The sequence below is a fragment of the Psychrobacter sp. 1176_08 genome (genome assembly GCF_052850615.1).
This window is the reverse complement of record NZ_VXCU01000001.1, coordinates 23,120-39,705: the sequence shown is the minus strand read 5'-3', so window position 1 is coordinate 39,705 and position 16,586 is coordinate 23,120. Positions and strand designations below refer to the sequence as shown.

The window sequence follows — 16,586 nt, the reverse complement described above, 5'->3', positions numbered from 1 at the left end:
CCTAAGCGCTCATAGGATTGGGAATATCAACATAGATAGACTGGGTTTCAACAGGCGCCGTCAGCTCATCCAGCGCATGAAGTCTGGTGAGCAAATTGCCTTTGAACGGCAAAGTCGGACTACGCAGCAATAGATCGATTAAAGAGCGGTGCGGATACTGACTGCCTAGCGTCTCTAAGCACTCTCGAAACGTTGCCAACAAAGCGGCTTCACTGACAAGCTGGGTGCGAGCTATCGCGGTAATAAGACCAAAGATCGTATTACCCACTAAATAATAAGCAATACGCGAGTCAGCAAAATCTTCTGGAATAACACACTCTGCTTCACTGATGAGCTCAGGATACGCATCGATAAGCGGCTTGGCATATTCAGCAATATAGCCAAAGCTTTGATTGTCCCTGGCCCAAAACTTCACAGGATAACCATCTTTTAACTCTATCAGACTGTTTTGTTGATGCACCTCAAACGCAAGCCCATGCTTGTAGTACATATGGATGAGCGGTACAAAACCGACTTTTAGATAAATATCAAACCATTCGGTCGCAATCTCGTCCAACCGCTTACCGGTACGCTCATGGATAGACTGGAATAAAGTGGCAAAGCGATTGGTGAGACGAGTGGGATGATCTTGACTCAAACTTGCAAGATTGGTGACTTGCATAGACTGGGTAAAAGGATTATCACGCAAGATACAAATGGTTTCATCGATAATTTTGCCGTCTATAGACAACGCAATCCAAGCAGGATCATTTAATACCGCAATCGTGGGATATTCAGCGCCCAACTGCTCACCGTAGTCGCTACGCCATATTCGACAAGCATGCATACCGCGCTTACACTCTTTTGGCAAATTGATACGCACCGAATTGGTAATCGCTACCGACAGCGACAGTTTGAACATCCAAGGTGCCTCAAATGCTGCGAGCGTACGTACCGAGGTTGTCGGATACAAATGCCACCCAAGTGCGCCCAAATCAAAGAGCTGACCTTTTTCAGTTAACACCTGATACCATGCTTGTTGCTGCAAAAACGTCGCTTGCCAAGGATGCAATGGCAATAGCTTATGGGTGGGATACTTGGCAATAAGCTGTCGTTGATAATCGCCCATATCCGCGAGCAGCTTGGTCTTTAGCTCAGCGGTAATACTATCGCCATCGACGAACTCTTCGACAATAAAATTAGGATGCACCAGCCAATAGTTCAGCTGTGTTTTACTATTGGTTTCGGGGGCATACTTTGCCCATTCAGCACCATAAAAACCTGCGCGTCCTTTGGGCGTTGGATGCATGGCATGTCCATAAATCAGACTTTGCTCAGTTTGAATAAAATCTTGTGTGTCATCGACAATGTCATCCATCTTATCACTGCGATGCTCTAAAATAATTTGCAATCCTTCGTAACTCTCAAGCCAGCGTTTGAGCACGCCATTACCGTCCAGTTTTACGTCATCTTTGTGCTGATGCACGATGTCTTCGATAATAAAAGACGCAAGGCTCATAGCAGAAGGCTTTAGCCATTGGGGTTCTGACTGCGTATCATTTGTCGAAGGTGTTTTTAACGAAGCTGCATTGAATACAGAAGGTGTATCCGCAAAACGGTGCTGACCCAATTGGCTGACTCTATCCACGGGCACCGCCATAATGGTGTCATGCGGGGCAAGGTTTAATACCAAAAGAGGCTTATCTTGTGAGATTTGTTTGTATTGCCCATCCTGCTGCTCTACGGGTACGATCTTGCCGCGACCTGTCTCATAACTGTAGGCGTTCACTAAGTTTTGTAGTGTCAAACGATCAAGCGTTTTATGGTGCATCATAGTGTTGTCCCTCATAATTTTGGAGTCGATCAAAACCAGTGATAGTCATCTGTTCTATAATATTGTCGATGTCACAGGCTTGCGTATTAGGATTTAAAATAGTGAATTTTAGGCAAAGGCACTGCTCAAACTGCGTGGTGGCCACGTTGGCAATATTATTAATTAACAAGTCCTGCGCAATTTGGCGATTTAATTGCGACAGCTGCTTGTCTGACAATGCGGTATTTTTTGGCTTAAAATAAAATAAGACACTGCTAATAATCGGCTGATGCACCAACACAAAATCTGCATGGTTTTCAATCAGCTTTGCCGCTTGTCTCGCTGTCCTAAGACAGTTGTCAATCAAAACGCCATAATCCTTTGTCCCCAAAAAATCAAGCGCCATCCAAAGCTTTAAAGCGTCAAATCGACGCGTGGTTTGAAGAGAATAAGTAACCAGATTTGGGATATTGTCTTTTTCATCATCGGGAGAATTGAGATACTCGCTATGATGACGGATGCTCTCAAAGTCTTGTTGATTTTTTAATAAAAAGGCACCGCAGCTGATCGGTAAAAAGAAATGCTTGTGAAAATCCAATGTAATGGAATCCGCTGCTTGGATACCCTCAATAAGGTGTCGATAACGCTGAGATAGAAGTAACGCCCCGCCCCATGCTGCATCTATATGTAGCCATATTTTTTGGTCACGACATATATTGGCAATGTCTATTAAAGGATCAATCGCGCCCAAATCTGTGGTGCCAGCCGTAGCGATCACTGCCATCACATTATCCGCGCCTGTCTCCTCTATTTTTTGCTGTAGATGAGACATAAGCATCGCGCCACTCACATCACTCTTTACCTTTTCAACGCACCGAACGCCAAGCCCTAATAATGCTGCATTTTTTTCGATAGAAAAGTGCGCTTGATCTGAGCAAAGAATGATGCCACGCGGCTGACCCAGCATGCCCTCTTTATGTACATCAACCCCTTTAGCGGTATAGAATTTATTGCGTGCCAACAGCAGTCCCATTAGATTGCTTTGGGTACCACCACTGGTAAACACGCCACCTGCCTTGTGTCTCGCTTGGTTATCAACCGGAGCGTCTGTTTGGGTGTGTATTTGAACATCATCATTGGTTTCAAATTGGCACAGCTGACACAACCACTCAACCAAATCTTTTTCGATATAAGTGGCGGCAGGGCTTTGATTCCAAGAATCCATGCTTTGATTGGTTGCGGCAATAATCATCTCAGCAATTTGGCCAACCACCAAGGTCGGCGGGTGCAAATGCGCTAGGCAATGACGGTGTGCTGTAGACACACAGTTGGGCAAAAATTTGTCTTGTATGTCCGCCAGTATGGCCTCGATATCTCGTCCTTGTGACTGGATATTGATTGAGGTCGCCGCTTGTACTTGCTGCGGTGTGCCGCCTGAATACACATTATTGTCATTGAGCCATTCTTTAATAATGGCGCCCGTTTTGTGCATCTGCGTGAGGTATTGCTCACTGGTTTGCTCGTTTAATAAATGCAAAGTATCCTCACCAGTTTATCTTGCGTCTCTATTAAAATGAGAGAGGCGATGGTTGTTATACGTTTTTCTCGAAACAGTCATACAGGTATGACGATGTGCCACTAAGCGCTATTGGTTTTCTTGTAGCGCCCGCTCAAGCTTATCTAATACTTGGTGTAGCTCGTCTTTGGTCACGTTAAGCGGTGGTAAGAGACGCAGCACAGTACCGCCGCGTCCTCCTTTTTCGATGACCAAACCGTGTCTAAAACATGCCTGTTGAATGCTCGCCGCCGCTGCACTATCGGCAGGATAACTACCATCGCTTTGTCTGGGAAGATCTGGATCTATAATCTCCATGCCGATCATCAGACCTCGACCTCTGACATGACCAATTCTAGGATAGCGTTTTTGTAAGCCGTTTAGCTCTGCCATAAACCAAGCGCCCATCTCAGCCACATAAGACGCCATATCATGGTCTTTTAGATACTCAAGGGTCGCAAGTCCTGTTGCCATCGCTAGCTGATTGCCACGAAAGGTGCCAGAGTGGTTGCCCGCTTGCCAAGCATCGTATTGTTTTTTGATACCAAGTACTGCCAGTGGCAAACCACCACCAATGGCCTTTGACATGACAATCATATCGGGATCAATGCCTGCATATTGATACGCAAACCAGCGTCCTGTACGGCAAAACCCTGTTTGCACCTCATCGATAATCAATAAGATATCCAGTTCTTTGGTCACCCGTCGCACCTGCTTGAGCCACTCAATCGGTGCTGGATTGACCCCGCCTTCACCCTGAATCACTTCTAAAATAACGGCCGCGGGTTTGACCACGCCGCTCTCTACATCTTTTAAAAAGTTTTCAAAATAAGATATATGAGCGCTAACGCTTTGCTCAGAAGACAAACCAAAAGCGCAGCGATACGCGTTGGGGTATGGTAAAAATTGTACCGGGCTCATCAGGCCTTCGATGCCTTGCTTAGGTGCCAAATTACCAGTGACAGCGAGCGCGCCATGCGTCATCCCATGATAGCCACCGCTAAAGCTGACAATGCCTGAGCGACCAGTGACTTGTTTTGCCAATTTAAGCGCTGCTTCTACAGCATCAGCGCCCGTCGGTCCACAGAACTGTAAGCAATACTCGTCTTTCTCGGTCGCTAAGAGCGTGTACATGAATTCGCTAAATTTGTCTTTTAATGGCGTGGTAATGTCTAAGGTGTGCATTGGTAGATTGCTGTCCAACAGCTGTTTGATACTCTCAGTGACCACAGGATGATTGTGTCCAAGTGCCAGCGTCCCTGCTCCTGATAGACAATCTATGTATTTATTGCCTTCCACATCAGTAATCCAAGCGCCTGTGGCTGATTGGATCGCAAAAGGCAATTTGCGAGGATAACTGCGCACCTTCGATTCGAACTGAGCTTGGCGATGTAAATAGCGTTTGTTATTGTTTTTTTCTTTTAAAAAAGACGTAGACATAGCATCGAACCTTATTCGTTTTATGCACTAAAACTCGACTACAAGTTTTACTGTTTGCAGACTGCTTATGGACATCATTGAACACACAGTTATTGATGTGGTCGTTACAAAGACAGTCGGCATCATTTAAAAAACGTAGTGTAAATCCACTACAACCTCAATAAAAATAGTAAATGATAATAAAAGTGATAATCATTATCATTTGTGAGACGTATTATTGATGACCTTTACTCTGCTGTCAACCCACTTTATTCATTTTTAAATGATTGGCTTGAGAATTTATACAAAATGAAGCTGTATTAATGCTTACTAGAACGCGAACAAAAATATTCATGAGCATAAACCCATGAATATGAATTATTCGCCTGTCTCTTTAATATCAGAAGCTATCGACTGACAGCAATTGGTACTTTCCGAATCAGCCATAAGAAATAAGCACCGCCAATAATGGCAGCAACCGTGCCAGCAGGCAGCTCATATGGAAAGATGACATAACGCCCTATCCAATCTGCCAATACCATCACCCCTGCACCCAATAATGCTGCCAAAGGCAATTGACGCTCAAGTTTCACCGCGCCAAGAGAGGTCGCCAAATGTGGCACCATTAACCCGATAAAACTTAGTGGCCCTACTGCCAGCGTACTGACCGTACTTAGCGCTGCCACCAATGCCAGTAATGCTATCGTCACTGGTGTCACCGCCACTCCTAGCGTGCGAGCAACGCCTGAACCTAAACCCAGCACACGTAACGGCTTGATGAGTAATAGGCTTAAGACAAATAAGACAAGCGCAATACCAATGAGATACCAGACAGTACTCGGTTGAGCGCTATAAGTCGTTCCTGATAACCAGCTGAGCATCGCCTGCAGACGCGGGTCACCAGAGAGTTTGACCATGTGCATCACCCCATCCATCATGGCGGCAATGCCGATACCGACCAAGAGCAGATACCCTGAGCTTACTCGACGTGCCAGCCAAATAATCAGTAGCAGCACGGCTATCGCACCAGATAATCCTGAAATCAGCAAGGTACCTGAGCCAGCAGATAATCCCAAACTGGGTAAGACTAAAAATCCTAAAATAACGCCAAGCGCGGCTCCGGAGCTGACCCCCAATACTTCTGGACTTGCCATCGGATTGCGCGTGAGTGTTTGCAATAAGACGCCTGCAACAGCCAGCATCAGACCTGTTGCTGCCGCACTCAAGCTGCGAGGCAGCCTGTACTGCTGAGTAATTGCCCACTCTGTACTCAGTCCCCAACCACTTAAATCTTGTATAAACAAACATGCCAGTACAATCATTACCATCACACCAACGCCCCATCGCCAAAGCACAACAGGCGTATGAGTGCCTGTCAGCATGGGGGTCACCGTCTCTATTCGCTCATGGCGCTGGCGTAAAATCAACCAAATAATGAGCGGTGCTCCCAGTATTCCTGTCATTGCGCCAGCTGGGATTTGCATACCTAGGATTGGTTCAAGCAATAAAGCCAGATTGCTGGTGAGCCACAATAGCAGCGCGCCTAAGCAAAAAGCCGCGACCAAACGTTTGCTAATTGATGACACTCCCAATGCATTGACCAGACTGGCAGCACCAAGACCAATGAACCCAATCAGACCCACCTCACTGACCACTAACGCGGTCACAATAGCCACGATAAGCACCACGATGGTACGTATGCCGTTAATAGGCACACCCAAACGCTTGGCTTGCATGTCGTCTAAACTCATTAGGGTTAACGGTTTTAATAAAGGCAAGCACAGAACTGTCATCACAATTGCAGTAATCGCAAACATCACACTAGTATGCCAGCTGTTTTGCGCCAAAAATCCTGCCGCCCATGACAGCATGCCATTGCTACGTTCAGCGAAAAACAGCACCAATACATTGGCAACGGCCGCGAGTAAAATATTCACCACCAAGCCTGCCAATATTAATATCAAAGGGTTAAAGCGACTGGGCGCTGATAAAGCAAAAACCAGCCCCATACTGATGATGGCGCCAACAAAGGCCACATAAATCCCGCCATAAATCGCCAAGCTTGGTAAAAAAAGCGTGACGATCAACATTGCCAATTGTGCGCCAACGCCCACACCCAAGGTGGTATCTGAAGCAAGTGGGTTTTTGACCAATTGCTGGAGCAAGATACTAACCACGCCAAGTAACCCGCCTGCCAATAGCGCCACAATACTGGTCGCCACTATATGTAGCTGCGTTGCCATACTGGCGATATCCAACTGCGAGCTTGGAAGAAACAACTCGCTTATAGGACGCGTCCACTCCTGAGCAATCAATGCCCAACCACTCCATATGCACAAACTTATCAGCATAATGAGCATAAGCCAAAATCGCCACGAAGCATTAGACGCCAGAACGTTTTTTTGTCGTGGTAGATTCGGTGGTGGGCTATCAGGTTGCCCACGCTGATTTGGCCGTTTGTTAGAGTGTGTTTTAGACAGTGTGGTAGATAAAGCCGCTGATGACTGTACTGGCTGAGAAGTAGGAAGTGATGTCATAGAATTGGTATTACTTATAGTATTATCAGTATTGGTGTAATCAGCATTATGATGATCAGTAGTACGGTGCGGATGATTGGTAATATTGACGGTCATGATGCGTCCCCGCCTTTTAATTCAACTTCCGACAAGTTATTTGCCAAACTTACTAACGATGACATCCCCCCATAAATCCATACAGGCGGTAACTCACCCACACAGCGATTATTGCCATAACCTAAACGCTGCCAAATTAAACTGTCCTTAATCTCGGCTTTTGTGATGGGACTTAAAGGGTCTATGATCAACAAACAAACGTCTTCGTCTAACTGTGCTAAATCGCCCATGCGTATGGGAACAAACCCCCATGAGTTACCTTCACCCAGCACCATAAGCTCTTTTTTCATCTGCGTGATTGCTGGTTGAAATAGGCTATTTGCGACATACATGCGCATGTTGTTGGCATCAGATAACTGTACCACCGCAAACTTTTTGACTTTTGGATAACGCTGTTGGAGACGTGCGCCAGCGATGCTTATATCGCTTTGGCTTTTGGCAATATAATCTTCCGCAAGCTTAGGCTCCTCAATCAGTTTGCCCAGCTGCCGAGTTGGCTCGGCATAATCAGCCCAAGTCGCACTCTTCCCTTTGGCAGCAAACATCACCGCCTCGGCTGGAACGTCACCATAAAGATTGCGAGCATGCTCATAAAAAAAGTTATCCACTACCATATCGACGGGTAACTGGGCAATCAGTTCAGCATTGGGCTGATAACGGATACCGACATCGACTGTTGAGGTTGGCAGTTCTGGTGTGCCAACCCATCTATCCCACACTCTGACATCGCCTGTCGCAATTGGTGGATAACCCATGGCGGTCAACGTTGCTGCATTGCCCCAATCGGGAGAAGCAATATTGATTTTAACGTTCTCAGGCTTGTCTGTTTGGGCACCTTTTTGTCCCATCGTTGGTTGCTGACAGGCAGTAAGCGCGAGCGTTAGTGTCAATAATGAGAGGATAGTTATAGGAAGCGAGGTTGCTTTAGTGCCAGCTGAGAGCCGTTTTGTGATTAAAGGTGTTACGATGGATCTAGGAAATTTAACGTTGGTCAGGACAGAGAACATAACAGTCTATCTTTTTAGGCAAATATGAATGGGGTAAATAAAGCGGACTCAGATATTACGCGACGGCAACAGGATGTCCTGTGATAGGGTGACTCAGCAGCTGCATATCCACATTGAAGATACTGCGCAGTATGTCCGGCTGCATGGTGCTTTTGATAGTGCCATTGTGACAAATACGACCATTTTTTAGGGCAATAACACGATCAGCATATTGCGCTGCCAAATTGATGTCATGCACGATAATGATCACACTCAAGCCTTGCTCATCGACCAAGCGACGAATGAGCTGAATCACTTCGAGCTGATAATGCATATCCAGAGCCGCTAATGGCTCATCGAGCAACAGATATCGCGTGTCTTGCGCCAAACACATCGCAAGCCATACTCGCGCGCGCTCGCCACCTGACAGTGTGGTCGTCGTCCGCTCAGCAAACGCCTCTACTTGGGTAGTACGCATCGCTTGTTCGACCTTGTCTTTGTCAACCTGACTGGGTTTTTGTAACCATTTTTGATGCGGATAGCGCCCGAGCATAACCAGCTCACGTACCGTAAATCCAGCTGCATCTGGTAGTTGCTGAGGCAGATAAGCCATTTGCTGAGCGAGCTCCTTATTACTGTAATCAGCGATATGACGCTCGTCTAGGCTGATACTGCCTCCATTGACGCTCATCTCACCTGCCAACGCTTTAATCAATGTGGATTTGCCTGAACCATTGTGTCCAACTAAGGCAATCAATTCATTGCTATTTAATTCACAACTTATGTTGTCTAGCAAAGTATTGCCTTGTCGGCTGATGGTTAGTTGGTTTACATGTAGCATATAGATACTCATTATCGATTAAAGTCGTTATGGTCATATTAGAAAGTCAATAAAAAGTGATTTTACTCGTAAATGATAATAAAAACAATTATCATTAACCAATATACTTTCTTTTTTCATTTACTATTGTTCGTGAGTATCCCTATGACCCATTCCTTACCTTCTCTTAATCATGCTGGCTACGACCAAACAAACCTATATACACCCTTGAAATTTCCTGAGATTGCTAATGCCATCACTCATATCAATGAGGAACATTATGATGAGTTAATTGGATTTTTGACGGCTTTTACTACTTTGTCTTCAGAAGATATAGGCGAGTCAACTGTACAACTGGTTGATATCTATGCCGAGGTCATCGTTTTACAAATACGACCGACAGACGCAAAAAGAACGTCCATTCAGAGCTCTGACCAGACGTTTTTTATTCCCTTTACAGCACCCATCACTCAGTTCAGCGACTTAAATACGCAATATATTTTGCTCAAACAAAAAGCGGATAAAAAGCTTGGCAAAAAAACCATCAAGCTGACCACTCAGACTTTTGTCGTACAAGACAGCTATAAGGTCAGTCAAAACATGCTTCGCCTTGAGTTAACAGGGCCTAATATCAATACTTCTCCCAACAACGCTATTCCCGTTGATGAAGCAGGCTATGCTTATTTGTTTGATTTGGCTCATAACTTCACCAGCGCAAAAAGGGATAACACCACTCTGACACGCGCTCATTGCTATTATACTTTGCGAAAAGCGTGGCAAGCTTCGGATGGCGTACGCGCATGGGTCGATGTATTTTTGCATGGTAATACGCCAGGCGGTGACTGGGCACGCTCGTTACAAGCGGGCGATACGGTCTTGAGTAAGCGAGAGTTTCCTGAAAAAACGGCTCACTTACAAGACGGTCAGGCCTTGCTGATCGCTGATGAAACCTCAATGCCTACCGTTGCCCGATTGTTAGAGCTTTGGGAAAACCCGATACCGCCTTTGGTTGTTTGTGTCACTCAAGATGCCGCTGATCAAGCGTACTTTGATGAGATAAAAATGATGACGAGCCAGACAGACATCCAATTTACGCTGCTGCCTGTCATAACAGGGAAAGTCAATTCAGGTAAAGCGTTGGCTATTTTGATTGACGATATACTGGGCAAATATTTGACCACGCATCCATTGCAGATTGAAAAGGTTTGGGGCGCTTTAGAGGCTAGCACAGCCAAAGCACTTCGAGGACTCATTCAACAAAGGCTGGAATTAGAGCGCACCGATTCAGTCATTAAGGTCTATTGGCGTCATGATTGATGACTGATTATCAAAGTCTGGTGGTAGAAATATGCGTGTGAAAATATCTTGCCACCTTCTTATACACAGCTGACCTCCAAAGTTTGATTAAGTGCGGCAAGGTTATATTGGGCAAACTCTTGATGCAAATTGACCACCTCGCCCATGATCAGCAATGCTGGTGTGGGCAGATTGGCAACCGCTTGCTGTTCGGCAATATCTTCTAATGTGCCGATGAGCACTTGCTGCGTGGGTAGACTTGCATGACTGATGATGGCAAAGGGCGTCGCACTGTCGCGGCCTGCTTCCATCAATCCTTTGGTCATCTCAGCCAAACGATGCAGCCCCATATAAAGCACCACCGTCTGAGTGCTATCGAGCAATTCGCTATAGTCGTCATTGGGTGCGCCCAGTTTTTTGCAAGCAGTCACAAACTGCACCGACTGAGCATGATCGCGATGGGTCAGCGGAATACCCGCGCGATTGGCCGCCGCACTGGCAGCCGTGATACCCGGAATGGATTCAAAACAGATACCATGACGAACCACTTCTTGAATCTCTTCACCGCCCCGTCCAAAAATAAAAGGATCGCCGCCTTTTAATCTGACCACGGTTTTATTGGCAAGCGCATGTTTGACCAAAAGCTCGTTGATACCCTCTTGTGGTAGCGCATGATTGGCACGGCGCTTACCGACGAATATTTTTTCGGCTGTCACCGCACACATATCCAAAATATCTTCAGAGACCAGACTGTCATACAGTACTACATCGGCGCGCTGCATCACTCTCAATGCTTTGAGGGTCAATAACTCAGGGTCACCAGAACCTGCACCCACCAGATATACCACACCCTTGTCATGAGTCAACTGAGTATTTTCTAATCTGTTCTCTACATTATTTTGACCAGTCGAGTCATAAGCTGCACTGATGTGAGTAAAGTCAGGTAAATGGGTCATGATGGTCGCTCCTGAGGACAGTATGGATACGCTAAAACAAAGTGATAAAAATCATGTGATAAAAGTAGCTTGATTCAGATAACGTGATAACAATAAAGCAGCTCGGTAAACAGCGATTTCCACTCAGTCAGTTTGAATCGCACATAAGACACTGCAAGCGACATGCCATCTGCTTTATTAAGCCTGTGCCAATTGCGCATACTCTGCAATCAACTCGTTAATCTGACCCACACAAGAGCCACAATTGGTACCTGCTCGGCACTGCTTCCCAACAGCGGCCGCACTGATACAGCCTTGCTGCGTAATCGTTTCAATAATGGTATTTTTGCCAACTGACATGCACGAACAAACCAGCGTTCCAGGATCGACATAGCCACTGGCAGGACGTCCAGCCAATAGCCATTTATAACGTTGATTGACAGGGATTTGGCTGGCATCGGCAAAGCAGCTATCAAGCCAATGTATGCTGGGTAAGTATTTGAGCATTGGTGCAAGATAAACCGCCATGATGAGCGGCTCATGAGATTCCTGATAGCTTGTCTCGATTTGGTCTACCGCTGTCAGATCATGAAGCGATTGGGTCATGATTAGGCGCAATTGATCTTGCTTTTTATTGATGATATGCGCTGTATTGATGGTATGCGGCTGTGATAGCAGGGGTTTGGAAGACTGCAATGATTCTGCCATTTGCTGCCAAAAGTTAGGGGCACTCAGTATCTGACTCACATCAATGCTTGGGCAAGCAAAATTGATCAATACGCTGTTTGCTTGACGACTGAGATTCCAAGTAATCGCGGTACAGCGGCTTTCTGAATCAGACTTATTTACCATGTCTTGGTTTTTTTTAAGCCCTGTCTTTTGCAGCGTTTTTGCCTCAAAATCATCCAAAATCTTACGCAATTGCCCTATAACAGCGTCTTGCCAATCCGGATGCACCAAAATCTTGCCAAATGTCTGCATTGGCACTGCGCTGATACTAATTGCGGAGTTTTTAAGCTCAGGCTGCCCTGAGTGTGGATCGACAATCGTTGGAATAAGCGTGCCCACACGAGCAAAGGTAGCAAACGCGTTGCTCCAATGCATGGGCATAAAGGCATCACCCACTCGCATCGCATCGCTGATCGCCACTTGTACCAGCACAGGACTGGCCCCTTCATCAGCTGACATGCCTGCTTCATCTTGACGCTGGAGTTGTACAAAATCATCGCTCATCAAACCAAGTTGGCTGGCATCATCAGGGTGTATGGTCAGCATGGGCACCGATTGATGCTGATTCAGCTGCGATGCTAGCCCCGTACGAGTCATCGTGTGCCATTGATCGCGCAACCTACCAGTAATAAGACGCAAATCAAGGCTTGGCGCACTCTGCCTGAACGATGTATCTCTATCTTGACGTTTGTTCCTTTGCTTTTGTCGGTGCCGATTGGGCACACTGGCATCAGCAGCAAGCACAATGGCGATGAGCTGTGCCTTCGTACAAGACACGGTAGCGCTGGCAGCATCATTCATTGGCCTAGCTGACCATGCACGCTTGGTATCAATCATGGGTATACGCGTGCCGCCCCACTGAAATGGGGGCATTGCGTCATAATCTTCATTGCTAAGTGCAGCTGGCATGTGCCTACAGTGAATTGCCTGCCCGCCACTCTCAACCTCTGCCATAAAAACAGACAAGTCTTTAGCGAGATTAAGATAACGAGGCTGGTTTTTGGTGGACAGGGTTTGATTCTTATCATTACCATAAGCTGTCAAAGCCACATGCTCATTGAATATCTCGCTAGGATGCCGATAATCAAACCCTGAAAATCCCATACGTTTGGCGACCTGCGACAATATCCACCAATCAGGCTTTGCCACTCCGGTTGCAGGCACCAAAGCGCGCTGGCGCGAGATACGTCGCTCAGAATTGGTCACTGTTCCTGATTTCTCGCCCCAACCTTGTGCAGGGAGCACCATATCAGCACATTTTACCGTATCACTGTCCACGGAACAGTCAGACACAATCACCAAATCGCATTTTGCCAGTGCTTGGCGAAACCTATCCGCTTCTGGCAAGCTCACGACAGGATTGGTGGCCATAATCCAGATGGCTTTAATGCGTCCATCCAATATTGCGTCTGCAGCCTCGCAAGCCTTGATGCCGACATTTGCGGCAATCGACTGAGGTGATGCCCAAAAATCCACCACCAGCTGACGATGATCGATGTTGTCTAAGTCCAAGTGCGCTGCCAACAAATTGGCCAGCGCACCCACTTCTCGCCCGCCCATCGCATTGGGCTGACCAGTCAGTGACAACGGACTTGCCCCGATTTTACCCACACGCCCTGTCAATAAGTGGGTATTGATAATGGCATTGACCTTGTCCGTACCACTTTTGGATTGATTCACCCCCATGCTAAACGCTGTCACTGTTTTGTCATTGGCAGCGACCCACTCATAAAACTGACGAATGCGAGCGCTTGATACTTGGCAAGCACTTGCCACCTTGTCGATTGTCCACTCTCTGGCCGCAGTCAAAGCCTCCTCAGCGCCCGTGCTTTGACTGGTATATGTCTTATCTTGGCAGCCTTGTTGTTCTAGGTAATGCAACAAGCCATTATATAAATGCGTATCAGTGCCAGCCGCAATGGGCAAATGCAAATTGGCAAACTCACAAGAGTCGGTACGGCGCGGGTCAATCACCACCAGTTTTTTGTTTGGATTCAATTTTTTGGCAGTCAAAAAACGCCCAAATAGAATGGGATGACACCATGCCATGTTTGAGCCAACCAATACCAATAGCTCACAGGCTTCCAAATCCTCATAATTACCCGGTACCAGATCGGCACCAAACGCACGCTTATGCCCTGCTACCGCTGATGACATACATAGCCGAGAATTGGAATCAATATTATTATTACCAATAAAACCTTTGATAAATTTATTGGCAACGTAATAATCTTCCGTCAATAGCTGGCCTGAGACATAAAACATAATACTGTCTCGCCCGTATTTTGCGATGGTGTCACTCAAACGCTCAGCAATATCACCCAATATCGTGTTCCAATCGGTATGCTCAATCAGCGGCTGCGTATCAGGCGATTTTGTCACAGTAGCGTCTGCGGATATCTCTGGCGGCATCCTATGATGCTGCCACATGGATGCTGACTTGTTTTGATAATAAGGCTGCGTCAATCGGCGCTCAGTGCCTAGCGTTTGCGCAAGGGCGCTACCTTTTGAGCACAATTTGCCGAAGTTGGCAGGATGCTTAGGATCTCCTTTGACGCTGATTGCGCCTACCTCATCAATCTGAGCAAGCACGCCGCAGCCGACTCCGCAATAAGGGCAAGTGGTGCGAATGGTTTTGGTTGCGCCATTCGCCGTGTCTAGTAATGGTAATTGGTTCACATCTTTGTCAGCGCTTATGGTATGAGTGGCAATCGTTTGAGTCATGACGCCTCCTCCATTAATTCAGTCACCTCTACCTCATCGCTTAAGCGATCAGTGGTGGTATCACTCATGGCCTGTGCGTCTAAATCACAATAAGCACTGCCAAATATTAAGTCGTCTTTGATAAGCGATATATCGACACTGTCCGTGATGAGTTGGCTATAAAAGCTGCCATCATGGACATCACCATAGAGTACGGCGCCGATGACTTTATTGTCCTTTACATAAAGGCAGTGATAATGGTTTAAGGCAGGCTGACGGTAAACAAGCGTTTCAATGCTCTCAGCCTCCGTGTCGCTAAAGGCGATTTGACCGGCCGAAAATACTGCCACGCCAGATATTTTTAACTTTAATGATAAGGGTTTGCTGATAAAGGGTTGCCAGTGCGCTTGTAAGGATGTGGCATCACCTGCTCTGGTAGCACTTGATATCACCGCTTCTTTTAATACCGTAACGAGCGTATCGACTTGCTGATTGACAGGCGCAACCATCCCAAACAACTCCCCATCCAGCTCGACACATTCGCCAATCGCATACACATGAGGACAGCTGGTGTGCATACAATCGTCCACCACAATACCGTGACCCACATTCAGCCCGCTGGCTGTGGCTAAAGACGTATTGGGCATGACACCGACTGCCATAACGATAAAATCTGCTGGCAAGGTACGGCCATCCTTTAAAACCAAACCGCACACCTCATTCTTATCATTGATGGCAATGGCTTCTGTATGGGCAGACAGCTCTAGGCTCACCCCTCGATGACCCAGCTCGTCTTGTAAAAGCTGAGCGGCAGGCAAGTCCAGCTGTCGATTGAGCACATAATCACCTGTATGCACGACGGTCATGCTCGCACCTTGTGCAGCCATTGCACAAGCAGCTTCCAAGCCTAGTACGCCGCCACCGATCACAAGCCCTGTTTTGTTTTGATGCGCATAGTTGGTCAATGCGGTGACGTCGGCCACCTCTCGAAACACATGGACGCCTTTTGCCGTATGATTGGGAAATGGGAGGATTCGAGCAATGGATCCAGTCGCAATGACCAATTTGGCATAATGGCGGACTTGCCCATTATCAAGCCTAATATACTGCTGCTCTGTATTGATGGTATCCACGCTCAAACCAGCCAGCACCGTAATACCTAATGCCTCATAATCCGCTTTGTCATATAAATAGGTGTCCTCAAATGCCGTCTCTCCTGATAAGACAGGCGACAACATAATTCGGTTGTAACCCACCTGCGGCTCTTTGCTAATCAGCGTAATGGGCAATGGCACATAAGCGTCTGTCATCTGCATGCCGCTTAAGTGAGCATTTTTTTCTTGTATGCTTTGCTGCTGCGCCCTCGCAAGTTCAATGGCAAATCGACTACCCGCCATACCCGCACCAATGATAATGACACCTGCACTGTTATTTTTATCATGACCCTGTTTGGTTTTATGACCTTGCGTACTATTTGCATTATCCGTATCAGACTTATGCGTACTGGGTTTATAAGCGCTGGATTGATGAGTATCAGATTGACTCATACCACGTATATCAGCAGGATTGATTGCAGCAAGAGAGACTGACCTTTTAGTCGATTCTGTATCAGCAACAAGATTGGCGGCAGTTTTTGATGTATGGAGCAACATAAAGCGAAGTTCCTTAGCAGCATAACGCAGCAGTAAACAGGAGGTGGTATGTCATTGAAAATAGGC

The 16,586-nt window shown here is 46.6% G+C and carries 10 protein-coding genes; 1 reads left to right on the top strand and 9 read right to left on the bottom strand.

From position 1 onward, the window contains the following. Nucleotide 1 precedes the first annotated feature (1 nt). From FW759_RS00130 to FW759_RS00105, 6 genes are all read right to left on the bottom strand, one after another. Nucleotides 2-1,813 (bottom strand): IucA/IucC family protein, encoded by a 1,812-nt coding sequence (locus FW759_RS00130; RefSeq protein ID WP_446441814.1) that lies wholly within the window; start codon nt 1,811-1,813, stop codon nt 2-4. Next, nucleotides 1,800-3,329 carry a pyridoxal phosphate-dependent decarboxylase family protein gene (locus FW759_RS00125; RefSeq protein WP_446441813.1) on the bottom strand — a complete coding sequence of 510 codons (1,530 nt, stop codon included), beginning with the start codon at nt 3,327-3,329 and terminating at the stop codon, nt 1,800-1,802. Before FW759_RS00125 ends, FW759_RS00130 begins: the two co-directional genes overlap by 14 nt. Nucleotides 3,330-3,437: 108 nt before the next feature. Next, the gene (locus FW759_RS00120) at nt 3,438-4,787 is read right to left on the bottom strand and encodes a diaminobutyrate--2-oxoglutarate transaminase family protein (protein WP_062844470.1); all 1,350 of its coding nucleotides are present in this window, start codon (nt 4,785-4,787) and stop codon (nt 3,438-3,440) included. A gap of 386 nt (nt 4,788-5,173) precedes the next feature. Continuing rightward, nucleotides 5,174-7,399 carry a Fe(3+)-hydroxamate ABC transporter permease FhuB gene (gene fhuB, locus FW759_RS00115; protein ID WP_446441812.1) on the bottom strand — a complete coding sequence of 742 codons (2,226 nt, stop codon included), beginning with the start codon at nt 7,397-7,399 and terminating at the stop codon, nt 5,174-5,176. Then, entirely contained in the window at nt 7,396-8,406 is a 1,011-nt protein-coding gene (locus FW759_RS00110; RefSeq protein ID WP_443508804.1) for an ABC transporter substrate-binding protein, read from the bottom strand. Before FW759_RS00110 ends, fhuB begins: the two co-directional genes overlap by 4 nt. Before the next feature lie 55 nt (nt 8,407-8,461). Beyond that, nucleotides 8,462-9,226, bottom strand: coding sequence for an ABC transporter ATP-binding protein (locus FW759_RS00105; RefSeq protein WP_443531302.1), 765 nt, complete (start codon nt 9,224-9,226; stop codon nt 8,462-8,464). A gap of 144 nt (nt 9,227-9,370) precedes the next feature. On the opposite strand from FW759_RS00105, the gene FW759_RS00100 reads away from it, so the two are divergent. After that, on the top strand, nt 9,371-10,522 hold the full coding sequence (locus tag FW759_RS00100) for a siderophore-interacting protein (protein WP_446441811.1): 1,152 nt from the start codon (nt 9,371-9,373) through the stop codon (nt 10,520-10,522). A 59-nt stretch (nt 10,523-10,581) separates the two neighbouring features. Here the strand turns inward: FW759_RS00100 and cobA are convergent, their stop codons facing one another. The 3 genes from cobA to FW759_RS00085 form a co-directional block, all read right to left on the bottom strand. Beyond that, a complete protein-coding gene (gene cobA, locus FW759_RS00095) occupies nt 10,582-11,457 on the bottom strand; it encodes a uroporphyrinogen-III C-methyltransferase (RefSeq protein ID WP_446441810.1) in 876 nt (291 codons plus the stop codon). 177 nt (nt 11,458-11,634) lie between these two features. Continuing rightward, the gene (locus tag FW759_RS00090) at nt 11,635-14,889 is read right to left on the bottom strand and encodes a molybdopterin-dependent oxidoreductase (protein ID WP_446441809.1); all 3,255 of its coding nucleotides are present in this window, start codon (nt 14,887-14,889) and stop codon (nt 11,635-11,637) included. After that, on the bottom strand, nt 14,886-16,520 hold the full coding sequence (locus tag FW759_RS00085; protein ID WP_446441808.1) for an NAD(P)/FAD-dependent oxidoreductase: 1,635 nt from the start codon (nt 16,518-16,520) through the stop codon (nt 14,886-14,888). Before FW759_RS00085 ends, FW759_RS00090 begins: the two co-directional genes overlap by 4 nt. Nucleotides 16,521-16,586 lie beyond the last annotated feature (66 nt).